Below are 17,199 nucleotides of genomic sequence, written 5' to 3'. Positions count from 1 at the left end.
GAGTTCACCAGCTCGCGCCGGGATGCTGCCGCGCGAGGCTCTGCAATTCCGCGAGCAGGAAACCCATGTGCTCGGAATGCTCGCCGAGCTTGCCGGTGCTCACGTGTTTGGCATCGGCGGGTTTTTGCAGCGTGGCCTCAGCAAGCGTTGCATCCACGTCTTCACGCCACGCGGTTTCCAGATCGGCGGTCAGCGGACCGATACCCGCATCGGCGATGCTCGTTTCCACATCATCGGTACTGAAAAACTCGCGGGTGTACGGCATCAGGTAATCCACCGCCGCCTGTGCACGGCGATGCGATTCATCGGTGCCATCGCCAAAACGCAGCAGCCAGTCGCTCGCGTGATTCAGGTGATAACGCGTTTCCTTGATCGACTTCGACGCGATTGCCGCAAGTTGCGCGTCGGTGGATTGCATGAGCGCTGTCCACAGATGCGCCATCAGCGTCGAATAAAGAAAGTTGCGCACGACCGTCACCGCGTAGTCGCGATCCGAGCGCGCCGTGCCCGACAGCGGACCCGCATGCGGCAACTCGGTCAGCGTGTAATTGCGGAAATCGCGTTCGTTGCGGAAATACGCGTAGTCGTCTTCGGTTTTCTTCGTGCCGTAAAGCTCGGCATCGAGCGTGGCCGCGTGCGAGTACAGCAATCTCGCCTGGCCGATCAGGTCGAGGCTGATATTGGCCAGCGCGATATCTTCCTCGAGCACCGGGCCGTGTCCGCACCATTCGCCGTTGCGCTGGCCGAGGATCAGGGCGTTATCGGCGAGACGCAATATATAGGACAGATGTTGGGGCGTTGTCATGGGCTTGACCCTTCGCTCACATGTGGTTGATTTCGTCGGGCAGCACGAAGAACGTGGGGTGACGGTAGATCTTGTCGCCGGCGGGATCGAAGAACTCGGCTTTATCGGCGGGATCGGAGGCCGTTATTGCCGCCGATGGCACCACCCAAATGCTCACGCCTTCCTGACGACGCGTGTAGACATCGCGTGCCATGCGCAGCGCGCCCGGTGCGTCCGGTGCGTGCAGGCTGCCGCAATGCTTGTGATCGAGACCCTGCTTGCTGCGCACGAACACTTCCCAGATCGGCCATTCGTTATTCATTTGTCGCTCCTTCCTTTATGCAGCTTGCTTTTGGGCGCGTGCGGCTTGTTTGGCGGCTTGCTTCGCGGCGTAGGCCAGCGCGGCTTCGCGAACCCAGAGCCCGTCGTCGTGTGCTTTGACTCGCGTGGCGAGGCGTTCCTTATTACAGGGGCCGTCACCGTTCACGACGCGCCAGAATTCTTCCCAATCGATCTCGCCGTAGTCGTGCGCCTGCCGTTCTTCGTTCCATCTCAGGTCGGGATCGGGCAGCGTGACGCCGAGAATCTTGGCTTGCTCGACGGTGGCATCGACGAACTTCTGCCGCAGATCATCATTCGATATCCGCTTGATGCCCCATTTAAACGACTGGCCGCTATGGATGGAGTCCTTGTCGCTCGGGCCGAACATCATCAGCACTGGCCACCACCAGCGGTCCACCGCCTGCTGGACCATTTCCTTCTGGGCTTCCGTGCCTTTCATCATCGAGAGCAGTGCGTCGAAACCCTGGCGCTGATGGAACGATTCTTCCTTGCAGATGCGGATCATGGCGCGCGCATACGGGCCATACGTGCAGCGGCAGAGCGGAATCTGGTTCATGATCGCCGCGCCGTCCACCAGCCAGCCGATCACGCCAACATCCGCCCAGGTTGGCGTCGGGTAATTGAAAATGCTCGAATACTTGGCTCGACCGGCGTGCAAAGCGTCGACGAGTTGGTCTCGCGACACGCCCATGGTTTCCGCTGCGCTATATAGATAGAGGCCGTGGCCGCCTTCGTCCTGCACCTTCGCGAGCAGGATCGCCTTGCGCTTCAGGCTCGGCGCGCGGGAAATCCAGTTGCCCTCGGGCAACATGCCGACAATTTCCGAATGCGCGTGCTGCGAGATCTGGCGGACCAGCGTCTTGCGGTAGGCATCGGGCATCCAGTCCTGCGGTTCGATCTTGCCGTCGGCGGCCATCACGGCGTCAAAACGGCTGAGTTCCGGCGATGTGGACGCCGGATCGATGGACTGCACGTTGCCGGGGATATCGAGGGATTGCGTGTACATGACGATCGCTCGCTCTAGGAAGTCACTGTGCGGCAATTATAAGCCGACCGTCCGGTCGGTTAATAGTTATTTTTTGAGATAGACGTGGGGAGACGAGGGCGGAAGGTGTTTCTTGCCCTGATAGCATGACTTTGAAGCAGCAGTATTGGAACGGGCTTAATGCTCAGACTAATAGATTGAGTAAATTTTTATCAGCGAGGCGCTTATGACCATTGCGATGAAGTCCGTGGATGTGCAGGCGGCGATTAATCTGGCCGACGAGGTAAAGAGGCGGGCCAATGAACTCGAAAGGGAGGCGATACGTGAAGGCCTGGGGGATGTAGATGCGGGCCGTACGGTGACGATGGACGCGATGGATCAATGGTTGGACAGTCTCGATACATCGAGCGAACTGCCCACGCCCAAAGCAGAAACATCACGAGCCTCTATCTAGCGTGACCGCGTCGTAATTGCCGGGCGGTGGAGTCTGGACGAGCCCGTAGGGTGAACGGCACCTTTCCGTTCATCCATTCCTCGACCGTCTACCCCACACTCGCTTCAAACACCCGCCTGTAGTTCTCCCCAAGAATCTTCCCCGTCTCTTCGTTCGAGAATCCCGCGGCAAGGAGCTGGTTCGCAAAGTCGGGCAACTGGCCGTAGTGGGTGAAAACCGGCGGAGAAATAAATCCCCGCATGTCCGTACCCATGCCGACGTGGTCGACACCGACCAGATCGGCCATCCGCTTGACGCCTTCCGCCATTGCCTGCAAATCCCGGAATGTTCCGGAATTTGGCCAGATGCCGATTACGCCGCCCGTATCAGCGACGGCGCGGGCGTGGTCGGGGCTGATGAGCCGGCTTCGGCCGCCGGGATGCGCGGACAGCGCCGTGTGCGATAGCACCAATGGTTTCGACGACACCGACGCCGCCCGTTTAACGAGATCGAACGTGCCGTGCGCGACATCGACAACGATCCCAAGGTCGTTGCATCGCCTGACCACTTGCGCGCCGAAATCCGTCAAACCGCCGTGCTGGGGCGCCTCAGTCTGGATATCGCCGAGTTCGTTCACTCGGTAGTGCACCACTTGCAGGTGGCGCAACTGGTGCTGCGTGTACGCCTCATCCACGCGATCCAGTTGTCCCTCCAGGAAATCACCCCCTTCCGAAGCGATGATCGCGCTCGGCCCGGCGTTCGCATTGGCTTTCAGTGACGCGCTGCTGGTAATCACATTCAATTGCTCGCGCTCGATCAACGCGTGCACCCGCACAAACTCGGTTTGACCGAGCGAGTAGAGTTCGCCGGGCGCGGGCGGCCGATACGCCTCGATGCGCTTCCGATCGGAGGACACCCGCGTGACCACGGTATCGGTGACGATCGCCAGCGTGACCACGTTCATGCCGCCGCTGCGCATGGGTGCGGCGAGCGGAGCGAAAGGGCGGTTGGCGCCAATCGACGGATCGCGGGAGATGGTTACCCGGCCGGCGTGGCTGTGCATGTCCATCGTCAGCGCGCCGGTCGAGCGCCAGCTTTGAGCGGAAACCTGCGCGTCCGGATTGTCGATATATCCGGCGAAGCGGCCACGCGCGCAGGCCACCAAACCCAGCGCGGCAGTCGATGCCAGGAACGCACGCCGGCTGAATGGCCTGTCCTGGCTGGTCACGCAGGCATCGATGAGTTGATAGTGCCAACCGGCCGGATCGTCGATCAAACGGCGAAGTCGTCCGCGAATCGTCAGCGGCCCGTCCTGCACCTGAATCAACGAAGTGGCAATCACTTCGATACTCGATCGCGGATCGGCCGGTGTGCATCCCGAACAGCACGGAGCGTCGGCCGCGAGCAGAAAGTAATCGACGCAAGATGACAATTCGAGCGGAATCATCCAGCCAGATATCTCGACTGCCACGTCATGCAGCCTATCGGCCTCACCGGAACGGATCCTCGACCAATCGATTTCCATCGACATCTCCTTTTTTGATCGTTCTCGCCGGATTATGCAGCGAGCGGCAAGGTCAACGCAGTTCGGTTCCGGCCCCGCTCGCGGTTCACAGACACCGAATGCGACAATGCTGTTTCGCTTTCAATCGTGTCCCCGCATGCCGTCACCATCCTTCTCCGAAATTCCTCACGCGCGCGTTGCCGTTATCGGTGGCGGCCCTGCTGGCTTGATGGCTGCGGAAGCGCTGGCGGCGGGCGGTATCGAAGTGGATCTCTATGACGCCATGCCGTCGGTCGGCCGCAAGTTCCTGATGGCCGGCAAGGGCGGCATGAATCTCACGCATTCGGAACCCGCCGAGCTATTCCTTTCGCGTTACGCCGAGCGCCGGACGCAAATTGAACCGCTGCTGCGCCGTTTCGATGCCGCCGCGTTACGCGCATGGGTTCACGGATTGGGCGTGGAAACGTTCGTTGGCAGCTCGGGCCGCGTGTTTCCCACCGACATGAAAGCCGCGCCGATGCTGCGTGCCTGGTTGCATCGGCTACGCGGGTCGGGCGTACGGTTCCATATGCGGCATAAGTGGATTGGCTGGGGTGACGAAGCTTTACCCCTTTTGCGGTTCGCCACGCCTGAAGGCGAGCGCTCGGTTGAAGCCGATGCTGTCGTCCTCGCGCTGGGCGGCGCGAGCTGGCCGCGACTCGGCTCGGACGCCACGTGGATTCCTAACCTGGAAGCACGCAACGTGGGCGTGTCGCCGTTCAAGCCGTCAAATTGTGGTTTCGATATCGACTGGAGCGAGCACTTCAGCAGCCGTTTTGCAGGCGAGCCGCTGAAAGCCGTGGCGATCGGTTTGCCGCGGGAAGAGGGAGAGGGCGGTATCGACTGGCGTGCGGGCGAGTGCTTGCTGACATCAACTGGTATTGAAGGCAGTCTGATCTACGCGATGTCCGCGCGCATTCGCGATCGTCTAGCCGCCGGTGACGGCACGTTTTTCCTTGATCTCTTGCCGGCTCTGACGCCGCAGCGTGTTCACGATGAAGTGACGCATCCACGCGGTGCTCGATCCATGTCGAGCCATTTGCAGAGCCGTCTGAACCTGACGGGTGCAAAGGCGGGTTTGCTGCGAGAGGTTCTGAACCGCGAAGATTTCTCCGATACCACGCGCCTCGCTCAACGTATCAAGGCGTTGCCGCTGACCGTGACGCGCCCAAGGCCAATCGCCGAAGCGATCAGCAGTGCGGGCGGCGTGAGGTTCGAGTCGCTCGATTCGCACTTGATGCTCGACGCGCTGCCCGGCGTTTTCTGCGCGGGCGAGATGCTGGACTGGGAAGCGCCGACGGGCGGTTATCTGCTCACGGCGTGTTTTGCGAGCGGTTTGGTAGCGGGCGAAGCGGCGCTGGCTTATGTGAAGACGGGCGCCAAGCCCGCCTGAACGCCAGCGCCGAAGAAGAAACTCAAGCCGGCACAAGACGCCACAACGATGTGACCTCGGCCGAGCGCGCGTGATAAAGCGGATCGGTTTTATCGGCGGCGCGGGGGTGATGCGGACGAATATCCATCCGGCCGTCCGTCTTCAACCCGGCACGGTCGACCCACTCCTGGAATTCCGCCCGTGTTCGCAAGCCAAGATGTTCCGCTATATCGGAAAGAATCAGCCAGCCTTCGCCGCCCGGCGTCAGATGGGCCGCGAGGCCATCGAGAAATCCACGCAGCATGCGGCTTTCCGGATCGTAGATCGCGTGTTCAATAGCCGAACTCGGCCGGGCTGGCAGCCACGGCGGATTACAGACGATCAATGGCGCGCGGCCTTCCGGAAACAGATCGGCCTCGACCACCTTCACTTGCTGTTCATACCCCAATAATTCGATGTTTTCGCGCGCGCAGGCCAGCGCTCGGGCATCGATCTCCGTCGCAATCACACGCTTCACGCCGCGCTGAGCCAGCAAAGCGGCGAGCACGCCTGTGCCGGTGCCGATATCGAAAGCCAGTTCCTTCGATGGCAGCGGCTGATCCGCCACCAGCTTGATGTACTCGCCGCGCACCGGCGAAAACACGCCATAGTAAGGATGGATCCGCGCACCGAGCGCCTCGACGTCCACGCCCTTTTTGCGCCACTCGTGCGCGCCGACCAGCCCGAGCACCTCCCGCAGCGACACAACCGACTCACCGGCCGCCGCGCCATATGCTTCTTCACACGCCTCCTTCACAACCGGCGCGCGCCGTAGCGGAATGGCGTATTCGGCGTCCAGCGGCAACAGCAGCATGCCGAGCGTGCGCGCCCGCTGCGACTGGGCGAGCCGATGCAAATTGAATGCCTCGGCGGGAGCGGGCGGCGCGGCCGGCGGTGCATCGGGGGCGGCGCTGCGTTCCTTCGTTTTCGCCTTGGCGGACTTTTTCGGCCGCGTTTCGATACGCCGTGTAACCGCCTGCAGCAACTGGCGAGCGTTTTGGAAATCGCCGCGCCAGAGAATGGCCGTGCCTTCACATGCCAGCCGATAGGCGGAGTCGGCGGTCATCTGGTCATCGCCGATCACCACGCGTTTGGGCGGCGCGATTCCGCTTTCCGAGTGCCAGAGCGCCGAACGGTTCTCGCCTTTTTCCTCCCATTGGATCTGGGAGGGTGCGGCGCTGGTGCTGGGAGAAGTTTTGGAATGCATGCTGAATAAGTACCGGACAAAGTGAGAACCGCGAGGCGGAATGCCGACATTCTGAGGGTTTTTCACAAAATGGTCCGATTTTCGACGACAAAAGCCGTCGGATGGGTACGACTTCGGAGTCGGGAAAAGAGATTTCGATCGCCCCGCAAACCGGCCTTTCGCAGGTAGATGAAGGGTTTGTTGGCTGGAATCGCGGTGCATTGCACGTCGGCGTGTCTGTGGGCAACGTCCTGGCGCCGTGCCCGGAAGCCGGGCACGGCGGGTGGGCGAAGGGTGTGTTCGGTGGCATTACCGGGTATCGGACGTCGGCGTGTCCGCGGGCAACGTCCCGACCCGTGCCCGAAAGGTGCGCCACGAGCCAGGTCGAGTGGCCAATAAGTAGCCATGGAGCATCCGCCGAACTGTAAGCGCCTGGTTTGCCTGTTCAGGCACAATCGTTTTTTCCCTCAAAAACACCCGTTCCCCGATGAACTTTCGCGCCCTTTCCGCCGTTGCCGCCGCGACACTGTTTGCTTCCCTGCTGTCATCCACCAGCGCTCTCGCCGACGACGCGCCGGCCGAACACTGGGTCAGCGCCTGGGGCACGGCGTTACAGGCAATTCCGCAGCGGGCGGATTTGCCGGCGCTGTATCGCGCGCCTGAGATTGGCGGCCGGACGGTGCGGCAGATTGTTTATCCCGCCATCGACGGGCGGCACGTTCGACTGCGCCTGAGCAATGTGTATGGCACTGCGCCGCTGGTGATCGAGGGCGTGCAAGTAGCGCGCGCTGTATCAGGTAATGCGGCAGCGATTCGAGCGGGCACTAGCCGTCCGGTGACGTTTGCCGGCAAGCAGGGCGTGACCATCGCGCCGGGTGGCCAGATGGACAGCGACCCGATCGCCTTCGACGTCTCCGCCCACCAGCCGCTCGCCGTCAGCACTTATATGGGAGCGGGCCAAAAAATGGCCGCGTGGCATAGGGTGGCGAACCAGACGAATTACGTATCGACGCCAGGCAACCATTCCTCCGATACCGACGCCGCCGCGTTCCGCACCCGCTTCACGCAATTCGTGTGGCTGACGAGCGTTTCCGTCGACGCAGCGCCGGCGCGGGCGCTGGTAGCAATCGGAGACTCCATCACCGACGGCATGCGCTCCACGCCGAACGCGAACCGTCGCTGGCCCGACGCATTGGCGCGCCGGCTGACGCAAAAGGGCATCGACGGCACCGCGGTCGTGAATGCGGGAATCAGCGGCAATCGCTTGCTGAGCGGGTCGCCATGTTACGGCGATGCGCTTTTGACCCGATTCGACCGCGACGCATTGCGCCAACCCGGGGTACGTGCGGTGATCCTGATGATCGGCATCAACGACATCAATTTCCCCGCGATGCCCCCGCACGCCGGCCTGGATTGCGACGATCCCCATACGCCTGTGACCGCCGATTCGCTGTTGCGCGGGTATCAACGGCTGATTGCGCAGGCTCACCAGCGCGGGGTCCGGATCTATGGGGCAACCCTGACGCCGGCCTCACTGCCGCCGGAACGTGAGGCGATCAGGACGGCAGTGAACGATTCGATCCGCTCAAGCCATGCGTTCGACGGTGTGATCGACTTCGACCAGGCGCTACGGGACCCGGCCCATCCGGAGCGCCTTCAGCGGCGCTACGATAGCGGCGACCATATCCATCCCAGCGACGCGGGTTATACGGCCATGTCGGACGCTGTTCCCATCGACGAAATGGGGCTGGCGAAGGGACGTTGAACGGCTGTTAGGGCTTTCCCGAAAATAGTTTGAAGATGCCCTTGCCTTAGTGGACGCCATCACCTATTATTCGCCTCCTCGTTTCGCAACGAGGACCGCTAAAGAAACAAGCGGCTCGAAAGTCGGTAAGTTTGAAAGCAAAACGCTCACAAACTTGTTGACAGGGAGAAAAAGATGCTACATAATCTCGTTTCTGTGCTGCACGAGCAGCGACGCGAAAGCGGCGGGGTCCGAGGGTTGGGACTTTGCGGTTTGGGCGAATGTTCTTTAAAAACTAACAGCCGATAAGTGTGGGCGCTTGGTGTTTTGCTGAGAAGCGTGGTGGTGTTTTCCGGGGTTTCTCGGGAGATGCTGCCGTGAAGCGAAAGTATCAAGTCTCACACTAGTATTAAGGTAGGTTTTGAGCGTCTTTCCGAAAGGGAAGATGGGAGGAACTTGTCAGTACGTTGAGTGAGCGACCTATTCGCAAGAATAGAAAACAGTAACAGGCATTGAACTGAAGAGTTTGATCCTGGCTCAGATTGAACGCTGGCGGCATGCCTTACACATGCAAGTCGAACGGCAGCACGGGGGTAACCCTGGTGGCGAGTGGCGAACGGGTGAGTAATACATCGGAACGTGTCCTGTAGTGGGGGATAGCCCGGCGAAAGCCGGATTAATACCGCATACGATCTACGGAAGAAAGCGGGGGATCGAAAGACCTCGCGCTATAGGGGCGGCCGATGGCAGATTAGCTAGTTGGTGGGGTAAAGGCCTACCAAGGCGACGATCTGTAGCTGGTCTGAGAGGACGACCAGCCACACTGGGACTGAGACACGGCCCAGACTCCTACGGGAGGCAGCAGTGGGGAATTTTGGACAATGGGGGAAACCCTGATCCAGCAATGCCGCGTGTGTGAAGAAGGCCTTCGGGTTGTAAAGCACTTTTGTCCGGAAAGAAAACTTCTGCCCTAATACGGCGGGAGGATGACGGTACCGGAAGAATAAGCACCGGCTAACTACGTGCCAGCAGCCGCGGTAATACGTAGGGTGCGAGCGTTAATCGGAATTACTGGGCGTAAAGCGTGCGCAGGCGGTTCGTTAAGACAGATGTGAAATCCCCGGGCTTAACCTGGGAACTGCATTTGTGACTGGCGAGCTAGAGTATGGCAGAGGGGGGTAGAATTCCACGTGTAGCAGTGAAATGCGTAGAGATGTGGAGGAATACCGATGGCGAAGGCAGCCCCCTGGGCCAATACTGACGCTCATGCACGAAAGCGTGGGGAGCAAACAGGATTAGATACCCTGGTAGTCCACGCCCTAAACGATGTCAACTAGTTGTTGGGTCTTCATTGACTTAGTAACGTAGCTAACGCGTGAAGTTGACCGCCTGGGGAGTACGGTCGCAAGATTAAAACTCAAAGGAATTGACGGGGACCCGCACAAGCGGTGGATGATGTGGATTAATTCGATGCAACGCGAAAAACCTTACCTACCCTTGACATGGTCGGAACCCTGCTGAAAGGTGGGGGTGCTCGAAAGAGAACCGATACACAGGTGCTGCATGGCTGTCGTCAGCTCGTGTCGTGAGATGTTGGGTTAAGTCCCGCAACGAGCGCAACCCTTGTCCTTAGTTGCTACGCAAGAGCACTCTAAGGAGACTGCCGGTGACAAACCGGAGGAAGGTGGGGATGACGTCAAGTCCTCATGGCCCTTATGGGTAGGGCTTCACACGTCATACAATGGTCGGAACAGAGGGCTGCCAACCCGTGAGGGGGAGCTAATCCCAGAAAACCGATCGTAGTCCGGATCGTAGTCTGCAACTCGACTACGTGAAGCTGGAATCGCTAGTAATCGCGGATCAGCATGCCGCGGTGAATACGTTCCCGGGTCTTGTACACACCGCCCGTCACACCATGGGAGTGGGTTTTACCAGAAGTGGCTAGTCTAACCGCAAGGAGGACGGTCACCACGGTAGGATTCATGACTGGGGTGAAGTCGTAACAAGGTAGCCGTATCGGAAGGTGCGGCTGGATCACCTCCTTTCTCGAGCTCAACGTTTTGAAGTGAAGTGCTAAAGCGCTCACGCTTATCGGCTGTAAGAAGACAGGCTAAGGGTCTGTAGCTCAGTTGGTTAGAGCACCGTCTTGATAAGGCGGGGGTCGTTGGTTCGAATCCAACCAGACCCACCATTTACGTTTGTAAATGCAGACCCTCAAGCATCAAGGTACTTGGGGGATTAGCTCAGCTGGGAGAGCACCTGCTTTGCAAGCAGGGGGTCGTCGGTTCGATCCCGTCATCCTCCACCAATCACCAACGCATAGCATTCTTTATAAAGAGAGTGATTACGCATTGGCGATTGAGCCAGTCAGTAAGCAACTTAAAGCATAGCGCTTTAAGTTGTGCTGTCGTTCTTTAACAATCTGGAAGAAGTAGTAAAGAGATTCACGAAAGCATACTTAGAGATGAGTGTGTGAGTAGGTGGATCAGGGTTGTGATTGTATCAATGTATGAAAAGGTGATCGAAAGATTGCTTTGGAATACGGCGCAACACGAATACTCAACCTATAGCGGGGTGAAGAAAAACACGGTCCGGGGCAACCTGGGTAGTGTTTGGAGAGACACACTCGTTATAGGGTCAAGCGAACAAGTGCATGTGGTGGATGCCTTGGCGATCACAGGCGATGAAGGACGCGGTAGCCTGCGAAAAGCGGGGGGGAGCTGGCAAACGAGCTTTGATCCCCCGATATCCGAATGGGGAAACCCGGCCCTTCTGGGTCATCCTAGACTGAATACATAGGTCTAGTGAAGCGAACGCGGTGAACTGAAACATCTAAGTAACCGCAGGAAAAGAAATCAACCGAGATTCCCAAAGTAGTGGCGAGCGAAATGGGATCAGCCTGTACTCTTTAGCACGACCGTTAGCCGAACACTCTGGAAAGTGTGACCATAGCAGGTGATAGTCCTGTAGGCGAAAGCGGATGTGTGGAACTAGGTGTACGACAAGTAGGGCGGGACACGTGAAATCCTGTCTGAAGATGGGGGGACCATCCTCCAAGGCTAAATACTCGTGATCGACCGATAGTGAACCAGTACCGTGAGGGAAAGGCGAAAAGAACCCCGGGAGGGGAGTGAAATAGATCCTGAAACCGCATGCATACAAACAGTCGGAGCCTTGAAAGGGGTGACGGCGTACCTTTTGTATAATGGGTCAGCGACTTACGTTCAGTAGCAAGGTTAACTGATTAAGGCAGCCGTAGCGAAAGCGAGTCCGAATAGGGCGTTCAGTTGCTGGGCGTAGACCCGAAACCAAGTGATCTATCCATGGCCAGGTTGAAGGTGCGGTAACACGTACTGGAGGACCGAACCCACTAATGTTGAAAAATTAGGGGATGAGCTGTGGATAGGGGTGAAAGGCTAAACAAACTTGGAAATAGCTGGTTCTCTCCGAAAACTATTTAGGTAGTGCCTCGTGTATCACCTTCGGGGGTAGAGCACTGTCATGGTTGTGGGGTCCATTGCGGATTACTACGCCATAGCAAACTCCGAATACCGAAGAGTGCAATCACGGGAGACAGACATCGGGTGCTAACGTCCGGTGTCAAGAGGGAAACAACCCAGACCGCCAGCTAAGGTCCCCAAATATTGCTAAGTGGGAAACGAAGTGGGAAGGCTAAAACAGTCAGGAAGTTGGCTTAGAAGCAGCCATCTTTTAAAGAAAGCGTAATAGCTCACTGATCGAGTCGTCCTGCGCGGAAGATGTAACGGGGCTAAGCAATATACCGAAGCTGCGGATGCGGGATTTATCCCGCATGGTAGGAGAGCGTTCCGTAAGCCTGTGAAGGTGCATTGAAAAGTGTGCTGGAGGTATCGGAAGTGCGAATGCTGACATGAGTAGCGATAAAGGGGGTGAAAAGCCCCCTCGCCGTAAGCCCAAGGTTTCCTACGCAACGTTCATCGGCGTAGGGTGAGTCGGCCCCTAAGGCGAGGCAGAAATGCGTAGCTGATGGGAAGCAGGTTAATATTCCTGCACCATTGTTAAATGCGATGGGGGGACGGATCGCGGAAGGTTGTCCGGGTGTTGGAAGTCCCGGTCCTTGCATTGGAGAAGGCGCTTAGGCAAATCCGGGCGCGGAATTCAAGGGTGTGAGGCGAGCCGCTTAGGTGGCGAAGCAATCGGAAGTGGTTCCAAGAAAAGCCTCTAAGCTTCAGTTTAACAAGACCGTACCGCAAACCGACACAGGTGGGCGAGATGAGTATTCTAAGGCGCTTGAGAGAACTCGGGAGAAGGAACTCGGCAAATTGGTACCGTAACTTCGGGATAAGGTACGCCCCTGTAGCTTGACTGGCCTGCGCCAGGAGGGTGAAGGGGTTGCAATAAACTGGTGGCTGCGACTGTTTAATAAAAACACAGCACTCTGCAAACACGAAAGTGGACGTATAGGGTGTGACGCCTGCCCGGTGCCGGAAGATTAAATGATGGGGTGCAAGCTCTTGATTGAAGTCCCGGTAAACGGCGGCCGTAACTATAACGGTCCTAAGGTAGCGAAATTCCTTGTCGGGTAAGTTCCGACCTGCACGAATGGCGTAACGATGGCCACACTGTCTCCTCCCGAGACTCAGCGAAGTTGAAGTGTTTGTGATGATGCAATCTCCCCGCGGCTAGACGGAAAGACCCCATGAACCTTTACTGTAGCTTTGCATTGGACTTTGAACCGATCTGTGTAGGATAGGTGGGAGGCTATGAAACCGGAACGCTAGTTTCGGTGGAGCCGTCCTTGAAATACCACCCTGGTTTGTTTGAGGTTCTAACCTTGGTCCGTGATCCGGATCGGGGACAGTGCATGGTAGGCAGTTTGACTGGGGCGGTCTCCTCCCAAAGTGTAACGGAGGAGTACGAAGGTACGCTAGGTACGGTCGGAAATCGTGCTGATAGTGCAATGGCATAAGCGTGCTTAACTGCGAGACCGACAAGTCGAGCAGGTGCGAAAGCAGGTCATAGTGATCCGGTGGTTCTGTATGGAAGGGCCATCGCTCAACGGATAAAAGGTACTCTGGGGATAACAGGCTGATACCGCCCAAGAGTTCATATCGACGGCGGTGTTTGGCACCTCGATGTCGGCTCATCTCATCCTGGGGCTGTAGCCGGTCCCAAGGGTATGGCTGTTCGCCATTTAAAGAGGTACGTGAGCTGGGTTTAAAACGTCGTGAGACAGTTTGGTCCCTATCTGCCGTGGGCGTTGGATATTTGAAGGGGGCTGCTCCTAGTACGAGAGGACCGGAGTGGACGAACCTCTGGTGTACCGGTTGTCACGCCAGTGGCATCGCCGGGTAGCTATGTTCGGAAGAGATAACCGCTGAAAGCATCTAAGCGGGAAACTCGCCTTGAGATGAGATATCCCTGGAGCTTTAAGCTCCTTGAAGGGTCGTTCTAGACCAGGACGTTGATAGGTCAGGTGTGGAAGTGCAGTAATGCATTAAGCTAACTGATACTAATTGCCCGTAAGGCTTGATCCTATAACAAGTGTGTCTCCGATGGCCCAGTGCCAGACGAACGCGCAAGGTTGAGATCAGTGTTGTGCCTAGTAACAAACACAATCCAGTAACAACGAGGCGCTCTGCAAGAGTGAACTCGACTACTTCTTCCCCAGATTGGTTGTAGCGCCTAACCCGCGATACAACACCCCTTTATGCCTGATGACCATAGCGAGTCGGTACCACCCCTTCCCATCCCGAACAGGACCGTGAAACGACTCCACGCCAATGATAGTGCGGATTCCCGTGTGAAAGTAGGTAATCGTCAGGCTCCTCATCTGTTGCTCGTAACCTGTGCAGCTAAACAAAAACCCCACCCCACAAAGGTGGGGTTTTTGCGTTTCGGAACGCCTATAAGTGAGAGACATCGATTCCGGTGGACTCGCTGAAGGCTTGACACAACAGCGATGTTCCCCCATAATCGTCAGTTCTCTGCGGAGGGGTGCCCGAGTGGCTAAAGGGGGCAGACTGTAAATCTGTTGGCTTACGCCTACGCTGGTTCGAATCCAGCCTCCTCCACCAGAACAATGTAGCAAGCGTCGGGAATCGTTAGACCCAAGCGGGTGTAGCTCAATGGTAGAGCAGAAGCCTTCCAAGCTTATGACGAGGGTTCGATTCCCTTCACCCGCTCCAGCATCAAGGTCTGCCCATGTGGCTCAGTGGTAGAGCACTCCCTTGGTAAGGGAGAGGTCAGCAGTTCGATCCTGCTCATGGGCACCAGCAACACTAGTCCACACGTTTGCGCGCGGCGCAAGGTACGGAAAAATTCCTGTTAGGAGTCGAAAATGGCAAAAGGTAAATTCGAACGGACCAAGCCGCACGTCAACGTAGGCACGATTGGTCACGTCGACCATGGCAAGACCACGCTGACGGCAGCAATCGCGACGGTGTTGTCGAAGAAGTTTGGCGGCGAAGCGAAGGCGTATGACCAGATCGATGCAGCGCCGGAAGAAAAGGCACGTGGCATTACGATCAACACGGCACACGTCGAGTACGAAACGGCAGCGCGTCACTACGCGCACGTTGACTGCCCAGGGCACGCCGACTATGTGAAGAACATGATTACGGGTGCAGCGCAGATGGACGGCGCGATCCTGGTGTGTTCGGCTGCAGACGGTCCGATGCCGCAAACGCGTGAGCACATTCTGTTGGCTCGCCAGGTTGGCGTGCCGTACATCATCGTGTTCCTGAACAAGTGCGACATGGTGGACGACGCCGAGTTGCTGGAACTGGTTGAAATGGAAGTGCGTGAGCTTCTGGTGAAGTATGACTTCCCGGGCGACGAGACGCCGATCATCAAGGGTTCGGCCAAACTGGCGCTGGAAGGCGACACGGGCGAGCTGGGCGAAGTGGCGATCATGAACCTGGCCGACGCACTGGACACGTACATCCCGACGCCGGAGCGCGCCATCGACGGTTCGTTCCTGATGCCGGTGGAAGACGTGTTCTCGATCTCGGGTCGCGGCACGGTGGTGACGGGTCGTATCGAGCGCGGTGTGGTTAAGGTTGGCGAAGAAATCGAAATCATCGGCATCAAGCCGACGGTGAAGACGACGTGCACGGGCGTGGAAATGTTCCGCAAGCTCCTGGACCAAGGTCAAGCGGGCGACAACGTGGGTATTCTGTTGCGCGGCACGAAGCGTGAAGACGTGGAACGTGGCCAGGTGTTGGCCAAGCCGGGTTCGATCACGCCGCACACGCACTTCACGGCTGAAGTGTATGTGTTGAGCAAGGACGAAGGCGGTCGTCACACGCCGTTCTTCAACAACTATCGTCCGCAGTTCTACTTCCGTACCACGGACGTAACGGGTTCGATCGAGTTGCCGAAGGACAAGGAAATGGTCATGCCGGGCGACAACGTGTCGATCACGGTGAAGCTGATCGCTCCGATCGCGATGGAAGAAGGTCTGCGCTTCGCTATCCGTGAAGGCGGTCGTACCGTCGGCGCTGGTGTCGTTGCCAAGGTTCTCGCGTAAATCGAGCAAAGCCAGAAATTGCTCGATAGTCTGTAGTTTTCGGGGTTGGCGAAATCGCCGACCCCAAAATGGTTTAGGGGTATAGCTCAACTGGCAGAGCGTCGGTCTCCAAAACCGAAGGTTGGGGGTTCGATTCCCTCTGCCCCTGCCACAATCTTGCGTCTCCGGGCGCTGCTTAAGGTGTTATGGCGAATCCTTCCGTCGAAACTGTAAATACTTCCGGCGACAAGTTGATGTTGACCGCGGGCGTATTGTTGGTCTTGGCCGGGTTCGTAGGTTTCTTCTGGCTAAGTGGCCAGGAGTGGTACGTTCGCGGCGCCGCGCTGGCTGTCGGCTTGATCGCGGGTGTTGCGGTCGGTCTTCTCTCCGCACCGGGAAAGGGTTTTATCGCCTTTGCCAAAGATTCGTACAAAGAAGTCCGCAAGGTGGTGTGGCCGACACGTAAGGAAGCCACGCAAACCACGCTGGTGGTCTTCGCATTTGTGCTGATCATGGCGATCTTCTTGTGGCTTAGCGATAAGTCGATCGAGTGGGTGATATTCTCGGTAATTCTGGGTTGGAGATGATATGAGCGAAGCACCAGCATCACCGAGCGGAAAACGTTGGTATGTCGTGCACGCCTACTCCGGTATGGAGAAGAGCGTGCAACGTGCGCTTCAGGAGCGCATCGACCGTGCCGGCATGCAGGATCAGTTTGGTCAAATTCTCGTCCCGACCGAAGAAGTCGTGGAAGTGAAGGGCGGCCACAAGTCTGTAACAGAACGTCGTTTCTTTCCGGGCTATGTGCTCGTCGAAATGGAAATGACGGACGAAACGTGGCACCTGGTAAAAAATACTGCCAAGGTGACGGGTTTTGTTGGCGGGGCGCGTAATCGTCCGAGCCCGATCTCTCCGCGTGAAGTGGAAAAGATCATGTCGCAGATGCAAGAAGGCGTGGAAAAACCGCGTCCGAAGACGCTCTTCGAAGTGGGCGAAATGGTTCGGGTCAAGGACGGTCCGTTCACCGACTTCAACGGCAACGTTGAGGAAGTGAACTACGAGAAATCGCGCGTTCGTGTATCGGTCACCATTTTTGGACGCTCGACCCCGGTTGAACTGGAATTCGGCCAAGTCGAGAAGGTTTAAAAGCATTCGTTTTTTGCCGCGCTCGAAGTGTCAACTTCGTAGCGCGGTTCGCGCTTACAGTCCGCGTTATGGCTGTTGAGGAGCGCCAGTAGCCGTTTTTGGCGAGCGCGCGTTATCACTCACCGAACGCTACCGC

The 17,199-nt window shown here is 57.7% G+C and carries 11 protein-coding genes, 6 tRNA genes and 3 rRNA genes; 15 read left to right on the top strand and 5 right to left on the bottom strand.

The annotated features are described in order from the left end of the window. Positions 1 to 4: 4 nt before the first annotated feature. From paaC to paaA, 3 genes are read right to left on the bottom strand one after another with little or no spacing between them, the layout of a single operon-like run. Positions 5 to 805, bottom strand: coding sequence for a 1,2-phenylacetyl-CoA epoxidase subunit PaaC (paaC, locus tag ACSQ8V_RS16970; RefSeq protein ID WP_436206396.1), 801 nt, complete (start codon positions 803 to 805; stop codon positions 5 to 7). A gap of 16 nt (positions 806 to 821) precedes the next feature. Beyond that, positions 822 to 1,106, bottom strand: a complete 285-nt coding sequence (gene paaB, locus ACSQ8V_RS16965) for a 1,2-phenylacetyl-CoA epoxidase subunit PaaB (protein ID WP_031360504.1) — start codon at positions 1,104 to 1,106, stop codon at positions 822 to 824. A gap of 15 nt (positions 1,107 to 1,121) precedes the next feature. Then, positions 1,122 to 2,132: a 1,2-phenylacetyl-CoA epoxidase subunit PaaA gene (gene paaA, locus ACSQ8V_RS16960; protein WP_436206395.1), complete on the bottom strand. Its 1,011-nt coding sequence runs from the start codon at positions 2,130 to 2,132 to the stop codon at positions 1,122 to 1,124. A gap of 205 nt (positions 2,133 to 2,337) precedes the next feature. Here paaA and ACSQ8V_RS16955 point away from each other — a divergent pair, with 205 nt between their 5' ends. Then, positions 2,338 to 2,565, top strand: a complete 228-nt coding sequence (locus ACSQ8V_RS16955; RefSeq protein WP_436206394.1) for a CopG family transcriptional regulator — start codon at positions 2,338 to 2,340, stop codon at positions 2,563 to 2,565. 88 nt (positions 2,566 to 2,653) lie between these two features. Here ACSQ8V_RS16955 and ACSQ8V_RS16950 read toward each other — a convergent pair whose 3' ends face one another. Continuing rightward, on the bottom strand, positions 2,654 to 4,069 hold the full coding sequence (locus ACSQ8V_RS16950) for a dipeptidase (RefSeq protein ID WP_436206393.1): 1,416 nt from the start codon (positions 4,067 to 4,069) through the stop codon (positions 2,654 to 2,656). A 136-nt stretch (positions 4,070 to 4,205) separates the two neighbouring features. Here ACSQ8V_RS16950 and ACSQ8V_RS16945 point away from each other — a divergent pair, with 136 nt between their 5' ends. After that, positions 4,206 to 5,480 (top strand): TIGR03862 family flavoprotein, encoded by a 1,275-nt coding sequence (locus ACSQ8V_RS16945; RefSeq protein WP_436206392.1) that lies wholly within the window; start codon positions 4,206 to 4,208, stop codon positions 5,478 to 5,480. Between the two features lie 22 nt (positions 5,481 to 5,502). Here ACSQ8V_RS16945 and ACSQ8V_RS16940 read toward each other — a convergent pair whose 3' ends face one another. Beyond that, the gene (locus tag ACSQ8V_RS16940; RefSeq protein WP_436206391.1) at positions 5,503 to 6,705 is read right to left on the bottom strand and encodes a methyltransferase; all 1,203 of its coding nucleotides are present in this window, start codon (positions 6,703 to 6,705) and stop codon (positions 5,503 to 5,505) included. 466 nt (positions 6,706 to 7,171) lie between these two features. Here ACSQ8V_RS16940 and ACSQ8V_RS16935 point away from each other — a divergent pair, with 466 nt between their 5' ends. From ACSQ8V_RS16935 to nusG, 13 genes are all read left to right on the top strand, one after another. Next, complete coding sequence (locus ACSQ8V_RS16935) at positions 7,172 to 8,449, top strand: SGNH/GDSL hydrolase family protein (RefSeq protein WP_436206390.1); 1,278 nt, start codon at positions 7,172 to 7,174, stop codon at positions 8,447 to 8,449. Between the two features lie 493 nt (positions 8,450 to 8,942). Beyond that, positions 8,943 to 10,473 (top strand): 16S ribosomal RNA (locus ACSQ8V_RS16930). Between the two features lie 69 nt (positions 10,474 to 10,542). Next, positions 10,543 to 10,619 (top strand) — tRNA-Ile (locus ACSQ8V_RS16925). Between the two features lie 41 nt (positions 10,620 to 10,660). Continuing rightward, positions 10,661 to 10,736: transfer RNA gene (locus ACSQ8V_RS16920), tRNA-Ala, on the top strand. A 327-nt stretch (positions 10,737 to 11,063) separates the two neighbouring features. Next, positions 11,064 to 13,944: ribosomal RNA gene (locus ACSQ8V_RS16915) — 23S ribosomal RNA — on the top strand. 176 nt (positions 13,945 to 14,120) lie between these two features. Beyond that, positions 14,121 to 14,233, top strand: a 5S ribosomal RNA gene (gene rrf / locus ACSQ8V_RS16910). Together the 16S, 23S and 5S rRNA genes with 5 tRNA genes alongside form the textbook arrangement of a ribosomal RNA operon. Before the next feature lie 165 nt (positions 14,234 to 14,398). Further along, positions 14,399 to 14,484, top strand: a tRNA-Tyr gene (locus ACSQ8V_RS16905). Positions 14,485 to 14,521: 37 nt separating this feature from the next. After that, positions 14,522 to 14,595 (top strand) — tRNA-Gly (locus tag ACSQ8V_RS16900). A 12-nt stretch (positions 14,596 to 14,607) separates the two neighbouring features. Further along, positions 14,608 to 14,682 (top strand) — tRNA-Thr (locus tag ACSQ8V_RS16895). Between the two features lie 65 nt (positions 14,683 to 14,747). Next, positions 14,748 to 15,938: an elongation factor Tu gene (gene tuf / locus ACSQ8V_RS16890; protein ID WP_031361585.1), complete on the top strand. Its 1,191-nt coding sequence runs from the start codon at positions 14,748 to 14,750 to the stop codon at positions 15,936 to 15,938. 75 nt (positions 15,939 to 16,013) lie between these two features. Further along, positions 16,014 to 16,089, top strand: a tRNA-Trp gene (locus tag ACSQ8V_RS16885). Between the two features lie 34 nt (positions 16,090 to 16,123). After that, positions 16,124 to 16,504, top strand: coding sequence for a preprotein translocase subunit SecE (gene secE, locus ACSQ8V_RS16880; protein WP_047845327.1), 381 nt, complete (start codon positions 16,124 to 16,126; stop codon positions 16,502 to 16,504). Between the two features lies 1 nt (position 16,505). Beyond that, positions 16,506 to 17,063, top strand: coding sequence for a transcription termination/antitermination protein NusG (nusG, locus tag ACSQ8V_RS16875; protein WP_031361596.1), 558 nt, complete (start codon positions 16,506 to 16,508; stop codon positions 17,061 to 17,063). Positions 17,064 to 17,199: the final 136 nt, after the last annotated feature.

This window comes from Caballeronia sp. LjRoot31, assembly GCF_964253885.1.
Classification (GTDB): Bacteria; Pseudomonadota; Gammaproteobacteria; order Burkholderiales; family Burkholderiaceae; genus Caballeronia.
This window is presented reverse-complemented; position numbering and strand designations above follow the sequence as displayed.